Genomic DNA, 14,633 nt, shown 5'->3' with positions numbered 1-14,633 from the left:
CAGATAACACATACGTATAGAATATACGTCATTTCAACAAAATGTCTTGGTATCCGTTACAGTGAAGTACATTAAACCACTTATTTTATTTAGTTTTCTATCAGGCCTTCTCGGTTTTGCAGCACTGGTAGGTATTTACTTTTATATCAAACCTGACCTACCAAGTGTTACTGTACTTAAGGATGTAAGGCTGCAAACCCCTATGCAGATATACACCAAAGACGGAAAACTTATTTCGCAGTATGGAGTTAAACGGCGGATCCCGGTAAAACTTGAGGAAGTTCCGCAAGAATTAATCGATGCCATACTCGCAACCGAAGACAGCCGCTTCTACGAACATCACGGTATCGACCCTATCGGTATTATGCGTGCCGCAGTCAGTTTAGTTCTAACGGGCGAGAAGCGTCAGGGTGCAAGTACTTTAACCATGCAGCTTGCAAGAGGGTTCTTTCTTAGCCGTGAAAAAACCTACATTCGTAAGATAAAAGAAATCTTCATTGCCCTACATATGGAACAAGAGCTTTCTAAACAAGAAATTTTGGAGCTGTACCTAAATAAGATTGAGTTAGGCCATAGAGCGTTTGGTTTCGGTGCGGCGGCTCAGGTGTATTATGGTAAACCGCTTAATGAGCTTTCTTTAGCCCAAATTGCTACTATCGCAGGTCTTCCAAAAGCACCTTCAGTGCTTAACCCAATCAGCGGGCCACAGCGTTCTGTAGAGCGCCGACGTGTTGTGCTGCTTCGAATGTTAGATGAAGAATACATTACTAAAGCACAGTTTGATGAAGCTGCCAATGCGCCAGTTACGGCCAAAAAGCACGGCGCCGAAATTGAAGTTGATGCGCCCTATTTGGCTGACACCATTTACAACGAAATGGTCGAAATTTATGGCAAAGAAGAAGCAGAAACTGGAGGCTATCAAGTATTCGCAACAGCAACGTCTGACCTTCAATTAGCCGCACAACGAGCGGTAGTGAGAAACCTTCACGATTACGATGAACGTCATGGTTATAAAGGGGCGTTGGGGTACCTATGGGATATTCCAAAGCAAGAAGGCAAAGATGACGTAATTCCCCAGCTTTCGCTAAGCTTTGACGTAAGTAATAAAACAACGCGAGAAGAATGGGATGACGAGTCACTTATTCGAGTACTAGAAGAAATCCCTCACATTAAGCCTCTACTGCCTTCTGTGGTAACAAAGGTAAATGAACAGTCAATCGATGTGCTTGCCGTTGATGGAAGAACTATTACGGTAGAGTGGGATGGCTTGGACTGGGCGAGACGTTACATTACGGATTTTAGACAGGGCAGTGACCCTAAAACCGCGTCAGATGTAACCCAAGAAGGTGCGGTTATTTACATTAGGCAGCAAGAAGGGCAGTGGCGTATTTCGCAAATTCCCGAGGTAAGCGGAGCCTTTATCGCACTTAACCCGAAAAACGGTGCGGTTGAAGCGGTTGTTGGTGGCTATAGCTTCTATCAAAGCCAGTTTAACCGGGCAACGCAGGCTAAGCGCCAAGTGGGGTCAAACATTAAACCTTTCGTTTATTCAGCAGCGTTAGACAGTGGTTACACCCTTGCTTCTATTATAAACGACGCGCCTATTAACCAATGGAACGCGGCTACAGGTGTAGCGTGGCGCCCCCAAAACTCGCCGGCTGAATACGACGGTCCAATCAGAATGCGTAAAGCCCTTGGTAAATCGAAAAACGTAGTATCGGTTCGATTACTCCGTGGTGTCGGTCTTAGAGAAACGGCTGATTATCTAACGCGCTTTGGATTTAATAAAGACGATATTCCGCTTGATGAAACTGTGTCCCTTGGGTCCAGCTCACATACGCCACTTGAAGTGGTACGGGGCATGTCGGTCATTGCGAACGGTGGCTACTTAGTAAACCCTCATTTTATCAGCAAAGTGCTTGATGAAAACGGCGATGAGCTTTGGAAAGCGAACCCAGTTTGGGCGTGCAATCGTTGTGAGAATCAAAGCGACCCGGAAATATTACCGGAAGACGAAGAAGCAGATATTGAAGCTTTACTTGCCGCTGAACTAAATCAAGATATTTTACTTGGTGACATCAACGGTGATGATGAAATCACGGAAAAGGTAATAGCGCCGCAGGTCATTACTGCTCAAAACGCTTTCTTAGTGGCAGAAATGATGCGAACGGCTGTTAGAGCAAACGGAAACTGGAGCAAAAAGACCTATTGGTTAGGCACAGGCTGGCGTGCCCGAAATATTCTTCAGCGCACCGATATTGCTGGTAAAACGGGTACTACAAATGACTCTCGCGATACCTGGTTTAGTGGCTTCCATAAGGACTTAGTAGCAACTGCCTGGGTTGGGTTCGACAACATGGGCCGTCAATTAGGCCGTTCAACGCGTAACCAAAACCTGATCAACAAGGACCCTGAGAAGTTCAACTGGATTGGTAACGCTTTGATTGGTATTGAAGATGGCGCGAAAGCGGCGGAGCCTGCATGGATAAGATTTATGCAGCATGCCCTTGAAAATAAACCGCATACGCCTATGCCCGTACCAGAGAATATAGTACGTGTTCGCATTGATCGTACCAGTGGAAAGTTGACCAGACGTACGGACCATACGACACTATTCGAATATTTCCTGCAAGGTACGGAACCAACGACTTACGTTCGCGATGACGAAGTGTTAGATCCCGCCACGCAGGACAAGACTACTGCGCCAGAGCCAGAAGAAATATTCTAATTACAAAAAAGGGCACGCCATGAGCGTGCCGCTTCGAGCTTAGGCGGTATATTTGCCTGAACACATTATCGGAAAACCAATGTCAGAAGATTCACAGCGATATCTTTATATTCCTCATGCCGGCCCTTCATTGCTGGAAACGCCGCTACTTAACAAAGGTAGTGCTTTCACTGCTCGTGAGCGAGCAGCGTTTAACTTAACGGGTTTAGTACCACCGAGGTACGAAACCATTGAAGAGCAGGTTGAACGTGCTTACATGCAGTACAGCAGCTTTGATGAAGCTCTGAATAAGCATATCTATCTGCGCGCTATACAAGACAACAACGAAACCTTGTTTTACCGTCTTATTCAAAAGCACATCGATGAGATGATGCCTATTATCTACACGCCAACAGTGGGTGATGCGTGTGAACAGTTTTCCGACATATATCGTAGCTCGCGTGGGTTGTTTGTATCGTATGAAGAACGCCACCAGCTAGATGACATCGTTCGCAATGCGACAAAACGCAAGGTAAAAGTCATTGTTGTAACCGACGGTGAGCGTATCCTAGGCTTGGGTGACCAAGGTATAGGTGGCATGGGCATTCCTATCGGAAAGCTATCACTTTACACCGCGTGTGGGGGAATTAGCCCAGCGTACACGTTGCCTGTGATGTTAGATGTAGGCACTAACAACGAAAAGCTACTGAATGATCCAATGTATATGGGCGCTCGCCACCCGCGTATTGGACAGGAAGAATACGACGAATTCGTTGATATGTTTATTAACGCTGTGAAGCGTCGCTGGCCTGATGTCATGATTCAATTTGAAGATTTTGCGCAGCCAAACGCTATGCCGTTATTAAACCGCTATCGCAACGACGTATGCTGTTTTAATGACGATATTCAAGGTACCGCTGCCGTTACCCTTGGTACTATTTTGGCGGCGTGTAAAACCAAGCAGCAAAAACTACGCGACATGAAAGTTGTGTTCGTGGGTGCAGGTTCGGCAGGCTGTGGCATTGCCGAAATGCTTATTCAACAAATGGTGTTTGAAGGCCTTACTGACGAACAAGCGCGTAAGCAAGTGTTTATGATTGATCGCTTTGGCTTGGTAACTGAGGGTATGGAAGGTTTACGCGACTTCCAGCAAAAGCTTCAGCAGAAAAATGCAGATTTAGCTGATTGGACATTCAGTGGTGATTATGCGTCACTGTTGGATGTGATGTACTGTGCGCAGCCTGACGTACTTATTGGTGTTTCAGGTCAGCCAGGTTTGTTCACTGAACAAGTGATTCGTGCCATGAAACAAGGCTGTGAGTTGCCAATAATCTTCCCACTGAGTAACCCGTCGCGTCAGGTTGAAGCGCGTCCTGAGCAAGTTATTGAATGGACCGAAGGTGAGGTGATTATTGCAACAGGCAGCCCATTTAAGCCTGTTGAGTACAATGGCAATATTATTCCTATTGCTCAGTGTAATAACTCGTATATTTTCCCGGGTATCGGTCTTGGTGTTGTCGCATCAAAAGCGAAGCTGATAAGCGATGAAATGCTTATGGCAGCAAGTAATGCGTTAGCGGCAGCGTCGCCATTAGTCAACACGGGGCAGGGTTCACTGCTACCACCCCTTGCAGCCATTGCTGAAATAAGCCGCGAAATCGCTTTTGAAGTAGGTAAAGTTGCTATGGAGCAAGGGTTAGCGCTCGAAATGTCTGACGACGCACTGCGCGCCAGCATTGAGCGTAACTTCTGGAAAGCAGAATATCGCCCTTACAAGCGTGTTAGCATCTAAAAGCAGCTAACGCTTTTGAAAAAGCAGGCTAAGCCTGCTTTTTTTACGTGTAACTTATACTTTTATCCGTTATCTCCGCGCAAAAAAATGTAATACAGTCGTTTAGCTGTGCGTATTTCATTCATTTTTCTAAGTAATATTTATCGTATGTAAAAAGGTGTTGCCTATGCGCAACATTTCCTTCCTCCAGTATACAAACTACCTCATGATTTTTTTGGCAAGCTGTTGTTATTTATGTGTAATTTGATTGTTGGCACAATCATTGATACTGCACCTCTTGATACATAAAAATAGGAAAAGTAGGTGTTAGAGATGAAAAAAATTAAAAACAGCCCAAACTCTTTATATTCTCGAATCATTAAACGCTCGTTTTCTACATCATTGGTGATGGCCGCACTTGCCACGCTCAGCGCGTGTGGAGGCTCAGATGATAAGGTTGAAGACCAGCCAACGCCCACCACGAGTACTTTTTCCCTTTCAGTTTCTGACGCTCCTGTAGATGATGCCAGTGAAGTAGTGGTGTATTTCGATGAAGTTGAATTAATTGGCAATGAATCACCAATCACGTTCTCTGTTGAAGACGAAAACGGTGACCCTAGAAGCATCGATTTGTTGTCGCTACCGGGCGAGCAGTTTGAAGTTATCGTAGAAGATACTGAAATCCCAGTAGGTGACTACAATCAACTGCGCCTCAGTGTAACGGATGACTCTTACATCGTGACTAATGAGGGAACGTACCCTATTCGCGTACCAAGTGGTGAGTTGAAGCTTGACGGCTTCACAGCGCAGCCTAACTTTGATGCAGCCTACACCGTTGAGTTCGATTTAAGAAAAAGCTTAGTCGATCCAGTAGGTCAAGAGGTCATTATGCTGAAACCTCGCGGTGTTCGCCTAGTCTTAAACGATGACGTTGGGACGCTAAACGGCACGGTAGATAGCACGCTAGTGATGGACGAGAAGTGCGCTGTTAAAACCGACATGTTCATTGGTAATGCAGTTTATATTTACGAAGGTGAACAGAACCTTCTAGATACCCTTGGTGATGACGCCGATACCGGCGTGGACGATACCGAACTGCGCCCATTCACTGTTGTACCAGTAACGTATAACGAGTCAGACGAAACATTCAATTTTACCGCGGGCTTCATGCCTCAAGGCGAGTACACGCTAAGCTTCTCATGCACAGCACTATTTGACGAGCCTGAAACAGATGAAGACGCAGAGGACGGTTTCTTTTTACATACTATCGATATTGCCACAGTAGCAGCTGGCGACACCACAACGGTGACTATCGAATAGTACCAGTTTGCGGGCAAAGGACTGCTCGCCTTTTATTCAAACGCCGCGCTTCGGGTAACTCTGGTGCGCGGCTTTTTTATGTCAGTAAACGTATATCGCCGTTTATTAGTCGACAGTGTTGAGCTATAAGTCTTTAAAAGCTGTTCTTAGTAGCTATGTATTGCACTAATCTTAACGATAAAGTCATTTAAAGGAATTGCTATGTCGACAGAAAGTAACTACACGCCACCCAAAGTTTGGACTCAGGCTGAGGATGATGGCAACAAGTGGGCCAGTATCAATCGCCCTATGTCGGGCGCTACCCATGAAAAGGCTCGTCCGAATGGCGAACACGGTTTGCAGCTATACTCGTTAGCCACGCCTAACGGTCAAAAAGTGACTATTATGCTTGAAGAGCTGTTAGCTGCTGGCGTGAACGATGCAGAATACGACGCTTGGCTAATAAACATTGGTGAGGGCGATCAGTTTTCTTCTGGGTTTGTAGACGTTAATCCGAATAGTAAAATTCCTGCTATGGTCGACAGGACCACGTCGCCAGAAACCAAGCTTTTCGAGTCGGGTTCAATCTTAGTTTACCTAGCGGAAAAGTTTGGAAAGTTTATTCCACAAGATGCCCATGCCAAGACGGAATGTTTTAACTGGCTGTTCTGGCAGGTGGGATCAGCGCCCTATTTAGGTGGTGGTTTTGGGCACTTCTACAGCTATGCGCCTTATCCCATGGAATATCCTATCAATCGCTTTACCATGGAAACTAAGCGTCAGCTAGATGTGCTAGATAAGCACTTAGCGAATAACGAGTTTATGGCAGGTAGCGAATACAGTATTGCTGATATGGCTATATGGCCGTGGTACGGTAATTTAGTGCTCGGGAATCTGTACGATGCCGCAACGTTCCTTCAAGTGCACGAGTACACCAATTTAGTTCGATGGGCTAAGCAGCTAGAGCAGCGAGAAGGCGTAAAACGAGGCCGTATTGTCAACAAAACCTGGGGAGACGATGGCCAGTTGGAAAACCGCCACAGCGCAAAAGATATCGACGATGCACTCGCCAACACCTAAATAATGGGGTCAGAGTACATTACTCAAATGACGGGGTCAGAGTACTTTAGTTATGTTTGTCATCTTTTTAGCATCAGAATGGCTAACGAAGGAGATAGACAAAAATCGAGACCAAAAAGTACTCTGACCCCAATTTTCAAATGAGCTCTGCCACACTCTTTAAGTAGGCTTGTTGAAGTGGAGTGAAATCCCACTTATTCAGGGGCTCATTAAATTCAAAGTTGCCCACGCGGCCTCGCCAGCGTTCGTTAGGCACTGCAGACCAGCTTTTCATATACACCAGCTTGCCATGAAGGCAGTGAAGCACTTCAAGCTGTGGTTGTTCAAAATCGTTGTAAGATACCTCTTCTGAGACGATAGCGCCTTCTTCACAGTCTTGGTCAAAAAACACAAAACCCCGGTAGTTGCCCTTTTCGGTAATGGTAACGAGTGATGCATATTCTTTACTCTCGGACACTTTTCTCAGCGCTGGTAAATAGCCATCAACTCGCTTTATTTGAAGCCCTTGTGATTTGTTATGCCACTGCCAACCCGAACTGCCCATAAAACTTAGCTCGCTGTTCTTGCTGTTAATACGCCATAGTGTTTCAAAGGTATTCCAAGACGCAACGGCAACGATGCATATCATAATAAAACCGGTAATGAATATGAATGGCTTTGTCATGAGGCAAGCCCCTAGTAGATTGCGGATGCTTTTTTTCCTTTTACGAAAAAAACACACCGCTAGACTTTCATTGCAAAAAAGTAATTCGCTTTGCTCTATCTTTTTATAGCCTCTATCGAGCTAAATAGTGAACGCGTCAGCTGAAGAACCCATGGAATTTGCACATTTCACCATTTATTTTAGATGCCAGACGATAGCGATGAGTAGCTTTCGCTCCTTCCAGTCATAAAAAACTCGATGATGCTTACCTTCATCTTACGACGCCCCAGCAGCAAAAATAGATATTCAAAAACATTCACCTAGTAAAGGTGTTTTAGCGTAATTTGAAATCACGATTAGCATTATCTATTTTGTTCACTTTAATTGTTGTTATGAATCGGCGAATATCTTTTTAAACGAAAAAGGTGATTGACAAAACGTTGTTAATTGCTCATGTAGTGCCCAGTTTTAGCGAGACTATTAGTAAAGCTGAAAAGAGGGCGAGAAATGAATTAGAAGGAATTCGCAATGAGTAAGTGTCCATTTTCAGGTACAGCTATAAATCCTACCACGCTAACATCTAGCAATGGTGCGCCCGTTGCTAATGACAATCAAAGTCGAACTGCAGGACCACGTGGCCCCGTTACTTTCGACAACCACTATTTGTTCGAGAAGCTTGCGCACTTTAACCGCGAGCGAATTCCAGAGCGCGTAGTTCACGCTAGAGGTAGTGCAGCATATGGTACTTTTACGCTAACTAAAAGTTTGTCTGATTATACTATCGCTGATTTTTTACAAAAAGAGGGGCAAAAAACCGACGTGTTTTTGCGCTTTTCTACCGTAGGTGGTGGTCAGGATTCAAGTGACTATGCTCGTGACCCTCGTGGTTTTTCGGTGAAGTTTTACACTGAACAGGGTAACTGGGATATGGTTGGAAACAATACACCCGTATTCTTCTTGCGAGATGGCATTAAGTTCCCTGACTTTATACACAGCCAGAAAAAGAACCCACGTACAAACTTGCCTGACCCGCAAGCGGTTTATGAGTTTTGGGCAAACAACCCACAGTCGCTACACCAGTCAACTATTTTGATGTCTGACCGTGGTATCCCGTATTCATACCGCCATGTGAATGGCTATAGCTCACATACCTTGAGCTTTTGGAACAACGCCGGTGAGCGGTATTGGGTGAAGTGGCACTTTAAAACTAACCAAGGTATCAAAACGCTTACTAACGAAGAAGCAGCGAAAATGCCTGCCTATGGTGCCCAACAAGATCTTGTTGAAAGTATTGATAACGGTGATTTTCCATCGTGGACAGTGAACGTGCAGATAATGACCGAAGAGGAAGCACGTAATTATCGTATCAATCCGTTTGATCTTACCAAGGTATGGCCGCACAGCGACTTCCCGTTAATTGAAGTAGGACAGTTGGAGCTAAACCGTAATGTTGATAACTACTTTGCAGAAACTGAGCAAGCCGCGTTCGCGCCGAGCAATTTGGTACCGGGTATTGGTGCGTCGCCAGACAGAATGCTTCAAGCGCGACTAATTGCTTATCAAGATGCTCACAGATACCGTATTGGAGCCAACTACAATCAGATACCGGTAAACGCACCACGTTGTCCAGTACACAATTATCAGCGAGATGGCGCTTTTGCAGGGGTTAACCCAGCACTTGCAGGAAGTGGAGCTAACTTCTATCCAAACAATCGTGCTCGCATTGGTGAGCCTGCTGAAATGCCAGAGGTACAAGAGCCACCGATGCCTTTAGAGCAAGATGCATGGTTAGATATTTATGATAACCGTGATGAAGACAACTACTCACAAGCTGGTGACTTATACCGCATTATGAGTGAAGACCAAAAGCAGCAGTTAGTGAATAATATTGCTGACGGCCTAAGCCAAGCTACTAAGGACGTTCAAGAAGCCATGTTCGTGCAATACGACCTAGCTGATAGCGACTATGGTGAACGGGTGAGAAAGGCAGTAGCAAATAGATAGTAACTGTGGGGAATCAGAGTTAATCAATGAAGATTACTCTGATTCTTTTTATTCGAGAAATATTTACAATTTTAAACGTAAGAAAGCCTGTATGTTTTGTGATAAAGGCTACGGCAGCGATAAAATGCATTCCCTTTAATTGGATTATTATCATCCTGTAAGCCTTATGGGCTCTACAATAGCTAAGATGCTCTCTCAATTAGGCCCATGGTTTGCAATTACTAAGATATTAAATGACTTTAACTGACGAAATAAGGAGATACATTATGTTACGTTGGGCTTTAATATTTTTAGTTGTCGCATTAATTGCAGCGGTTTTAGGATTTGGTGGAATTGCCGGCTCTGCTGCGGGTATTGCCAAAATTATATTTGGTGTTTTCGTTATCTTACTGATTATTTCAGTAGTAATGAATTTGGTTAGGGGCAAAAGTTAAGCTATAGCCAAATTTGAGCTTTATTCAAAGACTATACATCGGTCAGAAAAAAACAGCTGTTATTCGTTCAATAATCGGCTGTTATTTTTCTTCCGCCGCATCAATGGATAAATTTATCGGAGATCATCATGAGTAATAAACAGCTCATTACGAATGTAGGCATTGGACTCGCCGCAGCCTCTGCAGGAATTCTCGCGAGAAAAACGCTTCAAAAATCTTGGGAAAAGGTAGCTAAGCAACCTGCACCTAAAGATAAAAAAAGTGAAAATACAGACCTTAAAGAAGCCGTTACCTGGGCTGTTGTATCGGGCATTGGAGCAGGTGTTGCAAGAATGGCCGTTCAATATGGACTAGACAAGCGTAATCCAAAATAGCACAACAAGATTCTACTATAGAGTCGCTAGCCTAAAGGCACAAAGCAGGGTATTAGCGAAATTAAATCGCGCCAGCGACTCTATTGGCTTAATGCTATGTGGGCTCACCTCATAAACGCTTTCTCTTTTTCATTATTGCGTAGCGACTAGGGCGTAAACGTGTAAACGAATGGCTTGAAGTGCGCGTTCTTTCCAATTGTTCCAAGTAATACGGTTGCTAATTTCGTGCTGATTCAACGTAATATAACCATGATTTAGCGCCCATACTTGCATAGCTACATCTTGCTTTTCTTCAACAGACAGATCTTTTTTAATTAACGCAGCGGTAAGCTTAGTTAGCGTGATAAAGGCTTTTTCACCTGCCTCGATAGCTTCATCCGATGGCGTATAGTCTTTCAAATTAGAAGCAAAAATTAGTCGATAATGGGCCGCATGAGTTTCTGAAAACGTTAAAATACGCTCGCAGCCATTAATCACTTTTTCTGCCGCAGTATTGCCATCGGCTGCCAACATTTCACGTTCTACTAATTCGAAACCCTCAATGTAAAGCGCATCTAAAATGCCCTGCTTACCTTTGAAGTGGCTATATATGCCAATCGTTGACATACCTGCACCGTCAGCAATGGCGCGCACGCTAAGTGCGTTCGTTCCGCCTTTCAAAAATAGTGCTGAGGCAGCGTCTAAGATCTTTTGTCGCGTATCTTTTTTCATTTACACATCATTTACATGTTGCGCAATATAACACCGTTATGTAAAGTGGTTTTATAACGCCGTTATATCTCTTGGTTTAACACTTAACCTGCCTGCCCGCAGGTTATTCATAAGGACACTATATATGAAAACTGAGCAATTAACCTGCGATTATTTAATTGTTGGTGCTGGCGCGGTAGGGATGGCTTTTGCTGACGTACTACTTCACGAAACTAACGCTAACATTTTGATTGTAGATAAAAATGCGAAGCCCGGAGGGCATTGGAACTACGCTTATCCCTTCGTTACCCTTCACCAGCCGTCAGCTTTTTATGGCGTGTGTTCAAAAGAGTTAAATCGTGGCGTAATCGACAAGTGCGGAATGAATGAAGGCTTGATGGGATTAGCTTCAGGTCAAGAAGTGAGTGCGTATTTCGATGCGGTAATGAACGAAACCTTTTTGCCTTCAAACCGAGTGCAGTATTACCCGCTTTGCGAATATAAGGGCAATAACCAGTTTGTTTCTATGTTAAATGGTAAGCACTATAACGTTACGGTTAACAAGAAAATTGTTGATGCCACTTATCTAAACACTAATATTCCGCTTACCCATACCCCAAGCTTTACCCGCGACGACGACGTTGCCTTTACGCCAGTTAATACCGTTGTTGAAAATATCAAAGGCTTTGACAACTATGTGGTTGTCGGTGGGGGTAAAACGGGTATTGATACCTGCCTATGGCTGCTTGAAAATCACGTCGCCCCGCATAATATCCACTGGGTAGTATCGCGAGATGCATGGTTACTGAACCGGAAAAATACCCAGCCCTTGGATGACTTCTTCTTTGATTCTATTGGGGCACAAGCAAACCAAATGGAAGCTATCGCAGCGTCAACTTCCATCGAGGATATGTTCGACAAATTGGAAGAGCGGGGTGTTTTACTGCGTATTGATAAGAAAGTAAGACCCAGTATGTTTCACGGCGCAACGGTGAGCGAATTAGAGCTTAAAGCCTTACAAACGCTGCCATCTATCGTTAGACAAGGTCGTGTTAAACATATCAGCCGTGAAGAACTGTGTTTTGAAAGCACAACATGGAAGATGCCAGATAACGCGTTGGTTATTGACTGCTCAGCTTCTGCACTGACTAACTTAGAGATTAAAGCGGTGTTCGATGGCGACACCATCACCCCTCAAACAGTGCGTGCCTATCAACCTGTTTTTAGTGCTGCACTTATTGCCCACGTTGAGGCTGCTTACAGCGATGAACGACAAAAGCAAATGCTGACACAAGTGGTTCCGCTACCTAATCGCGACGTCGACTGGTTGCCAATGACCGCGGCTATGTTACGGAATATGCAAATTTGGGGTGAAGATCCAGCGCTTAAAGCGTGGATCTATCACTGTCGATTAGATGGCTTTTCAAAAATAGTACACGGCGTGGCAAAAGACGATATGCAAAAAATGCAGGTGTTAGGGCGATTGAAAGAAGCAGCGGCTCCGGCCATGCAAAAGCTGATGACTTACATACAGGGCTTAAAAGCGAGCGGACAACTTTAAAAGGTTAAAAATAACGATGAAACAGTTTCAAATAGACAAAACTAACCCAAACTGCTTTCGAATAATGCGAGCAGAAGGTAGCCCCGATAACGCGCGAATAGCGAGTACTGAAAACCCAAAAAGCCTAGTATTCAAAATTGAAAGGTTCGCGTTTACTGCCAATAACCTCACCTACTATATGGTGGGTGACAAGCTTGGTTATTGGCAGTTTTTTCCACCGATTAACACCAGCAGTAATGAAAATTGGGGTGTTATTCCAGTATGGGGTGTGGGCCAGGTAATAAGCTCTAGTAATGATTCGGTAGAAGTTGGCAGTCGTTTTTTAGGCTATTTCCCGCCCGCTGAGTATCTGGTTATGGCCAACACAACGGTAGCAAACAACAATTTAATAGACTGTAGCCCTCATCGTTTGAAGTTGCCCCAAGGGTACAATGTCTATCGACCACTTCCTGCACTAGCGGCCGATGCTAACGCTGAAGTTAACGCTAAGCAGCACGAACAAGAAAACTTTCAGATGTTGTTGTGGCCGCTTTATGCAACGTCCTTTTGTTTGTCGGAAGTGGTCGAATCCATCCCCGCTTCAGCGCGAGAACAGTTGCTGGTGCTAAGTGCTTCAAGCAAAACCAGTTTAGGGCTTGCTTTTGCGTTAAAAGAAGCTGGTATTAGCGCGATAGGCGTCACGTCAGATAAGCGTGTCGCACCCCTCAAAGGGTTAGATGTTTACAGCGCTGTTATTAGCTTTGAACAGCTGGACATGTTGCAACTGAAAAGCACCGTTGTGGTCGACATGTCAGGTAATGCTCAGGTCAAAGCATCAATCAAACATAGACTTGGTGAACACCTAACAAGATACATCAGCGTAGGGCTTACTCACTGGCAGGACATTAAGCCGTCAAGCGATGAGGAGTTCTTCTTTGCTCCTGCTCATATACAGCAGCGTATGTCTGAGATTGGGGCTGCTGAGTATCAGAAGTTAAGTAGCGGGTTTGTATCAAAAGCCATTGCGTGGAGCGCCGGTTGGTTAAACGTCAAAGAGCGTGAAGGGTTAAGCGCGCTAAAAGATGACTTTAGCGAACATCAACAAGGTCACATTCCTTCAAATGAAGGAAGAATATACACACTTGCTTAGCGCGTAATCAGAGCACCCGTATCGAGTTCGAGCGCTTTAATATAAGCGCTCGTTCGAAGGTAATATCACACGTATTGATTAAAGTAATCGGTGACTTTAGGCCATAGATGCTGACACTTCCGTGAGAAAAACTTCATGTGACCGATTTCTTTGACGTTATGAGCCTGGGGGTCGAGTTCTTCCACTTGCGCTTCCATGTTGGGGAAAACGCTGATCATGTCGTGAACGTTGTGAATATTAGCAATGTCGTCGTCGTTGGCGAGTAACCACTTAGAAGGAATTTGAATGGTATCGTAGTGATGCTGATTAATATCACTGCCAAAGCCTGTTTTTACGTAGCCTTTACCGTTACACCATTTCTGCCATTGGCGCGCCACTTTTTTAGGTAGTGGCTCGCCCATGCCTACCCACTGAGACTTAGTATGGCCAAACAATAAATTACTCACGGGAATATAGAAATTCATAAAGAAATGCGCTTTAAGCAGATAGCTTTTACGCATGTTTCTGAGGCTACCTGATGAACTACCAAAATTACAAAAAGCAGTGAGGTCGTGTACGTTATACATCAACCCTAATAGCTGACCTCCCGCACTATGACCAACAAGAAAATAGGGCACATTAGGGAAGTGAATCTTTAGTGTCTCGAGCACCGCTGGCATATCTTGCTCGCCCCAGGTTACGAGTGAAGCGTCACTTTGTTTAACGCTGCCGTAGACCGAACCGCCAATGCCACGGTTATCGAACGTGATAACCCCAAACCCTTGCTCACTCAAGTAAGTGGCAAATGCGCTGTAGAATTGGCGTTTAATACCTGTCGCTGGACCAATCATGACTGCTGCCTTCACGGGCTGCTTAGGAGTAAAAAGCGTTGCGCTTAAACGCATGCTGTCCTTACACGTTACAGTAATGTTGTTAGGTTTCGAGGTGCTCACTAGGCGTAC

12 protein-coding genes are annotated in these 14,633 nt (G+C 44.6%); 9 read left to right on the top strand and 3 right to left on the bottom strand.

Annotated elements, in window-relative coordinates; translation table 11 throughout:
* The first annotated feature begins 61 nt into the window (after positions 1–61).
* The 4 genes from E5672_RS18305 to yghU all read left to right on the top strand — a co-directional run bounded on the left by E5672_RS18305 (position 62) and on the right by yghU (position 6,857).
* Complete coding sequence (locus E5672_RS18305; RefSeq protein ID WP_136783615.1) at positions 62–2,728, top strand: penicillin-binding protein 1A; 2,667 nt, start codon at positions 62–64, stop codon at positions 2,726–2,728.
* Positions 2,729–2,807: 79 nt separating this feature from the next.
* Positions 2,808–4,499, top strand: coding sequence for an NAD-dependent malic enzyme (locus E5672_RS18300; RefSeq protein WP_136783613.1), 1,692 nt, complete (start codon positions 2,808–2,810; stop codon positions 4,497–4,499).
* 312 nt (positions 4,500–4,811) lie between these two features.
* Positions 4,812–5,798, top strand: coding sequence for a DUF4382 domain-containing protein (locus tag E5672_RS18295; RefSeq protein WP_136783611.1), 987 nt, complete (start codon positions 4,812–4,814; stop codon positions 5,796–5,798).
* Between the two features lie 201 nt (positions 5,799–5,999).
* Positions 6,000–6,857, top strand: coding sequence for a glutathione-dependent disulfide-bond oxidoreductase (gene yghU, locus E5672_RS18290; RefSeq protein WP_136783609.1), 858 nt, complete (start codon positions 6,000–6,002; stop codon positions 6,855–6,857).
* A 136-nt stretch (positions 6,858–6,993) separates the two neighbouring features.
* On the opposite strand, the gene E5672_RS18285 is transcribed toward yghU, so the two are convergent.
* Positions 6,994–7,521 (bottom strand): hypothetical protein, encoded by a 528-nt coding sequence (locus tag E5672_RS18285; protein ID WP_136783607.1) that lies wholly within the window; start codon positions 7,519–7,521, stop codon positions 6,994–6,996.
* Between the two features lie 507 nt (positions 7,522–8,028).
* On the opposite strand from E5672_RS18285, the gene E5672_RS18280 reads away from it, so the two are divergent.
* The 3 genes from E5672_RS18280 to E5672_RS18270 all read left to right on the top strand — a co-directional run bounded on the left by E5672_RS18280 (position 8,029) and on the right by E5672_RS18270 (position 10,312).
* Positions 8,029–9,504: a catalase gene (locus E5672_RS18280; RefSeq protein ID WP_205676512.1), complete on the top strand. Its 1,476-nt coding sequence runs from the start codon at positions 8,029–8,031 to the stop codon at positions 9,502–9,504.
* Between the two features lie 266 nt (positions 9,505–9,770).
* The gene (locus E5672_RS18275) at positions 9,771–9,938 is read left to right on the top strand and encodes a DUF1328 domain-containing protein (RefSeq protein WP_014978132.1); all 168 of its coding nucleotides are present in this window, start codon (positions 9,771–9,773) and stop codon (positions 9,936–9,938) included.
* A gap of 128 nt (positions 9,939–10,066) precedes the next feature.
* On the top strand, positions 10,067–10,312 hold the full coding sequence (locus E5672_RS18270; RefSeq protein WP_136783605.1) for a DUF4235 domain-containing protein: 246 nt from the start codon (positions 10,067–10,069) through the stop codon (positions 10,310–10,312).
* 132 nt (positions 10,313–10,444) lie between these two features.
* Here the strand turns inward: E5672_RS18270 and E5672_RS18265 are convergent, their stop codons facing one another.
* The gene (locus E5672_RS18265; protein WP_039219244.1) at positions 10,445–11,023 is read right to left on the bottom strand and encodes a TetR/AcrR family transcriptional regulator; all 579 of its coding nucleotides are present in this window, start codon (positions 11,021–11,023) and stop codon (positions 10,445–10,447) included.
* 124 nt (positions 11,024–11,147) lie between these two features.
* Between E5672_RS18265 and E5672_RS18260 the strand changes: the two genes are divergently transcribed.
* Complete coding sequence (locus E5672_RS18260) at positions 11,148–12,563, top strand: NAD(P)-binding protein (protein WP_136783603.1); 1,416 nt, start codon at positions 11,148–11,150, stop codon at positions 12,561–12,563.
* A 16-nt stretch (positions 12,564–12,579) separates the two neighbouring features.
* Positions 12,580–13,692, top strand: coding sequence for a DUF2855 family protein (locus E5672_RS18255; RefSeq protein ID WP_136783601.1), 1,113 nt, complete (start codon positions 12,580–12,582; stop codon positions 13,690–13,692).
* A gap of 65 nt (positions 13,693–13,757) precedes the next feature.
* Here the strand turns inward: E5672_RS18255 and E5672_RS18250 are convergent, their stop codons facing one another.
* Positions 13,758–14,624: an alpha/beta hydrolase family protein gene (locus E5672_RS18250; RefSeq protein ID WP_420809579.1), complete on the bottom strand. Its 867-nt coding sequence runs from the start codon at positions 14,622–14,624 to the stop codon at positions 13,758–13,760.
* Positions 14,625–14,633: the final 9 nt, after the last annotated feature.

It is taken from the genome of Alteromonas portus, from assembly GCF_005117025.1.
Lineage (GTDB): Bacteria > Pseudomonadota > Gammaproteobacteria > Enterobacterales > Alteromonadaceae > Alteromonas > Alteromonas portus.
Note: the sequence above shows the minus strand (reverse complement) of the source record. Positions and strands in the feature narration are given on the sequence as shown.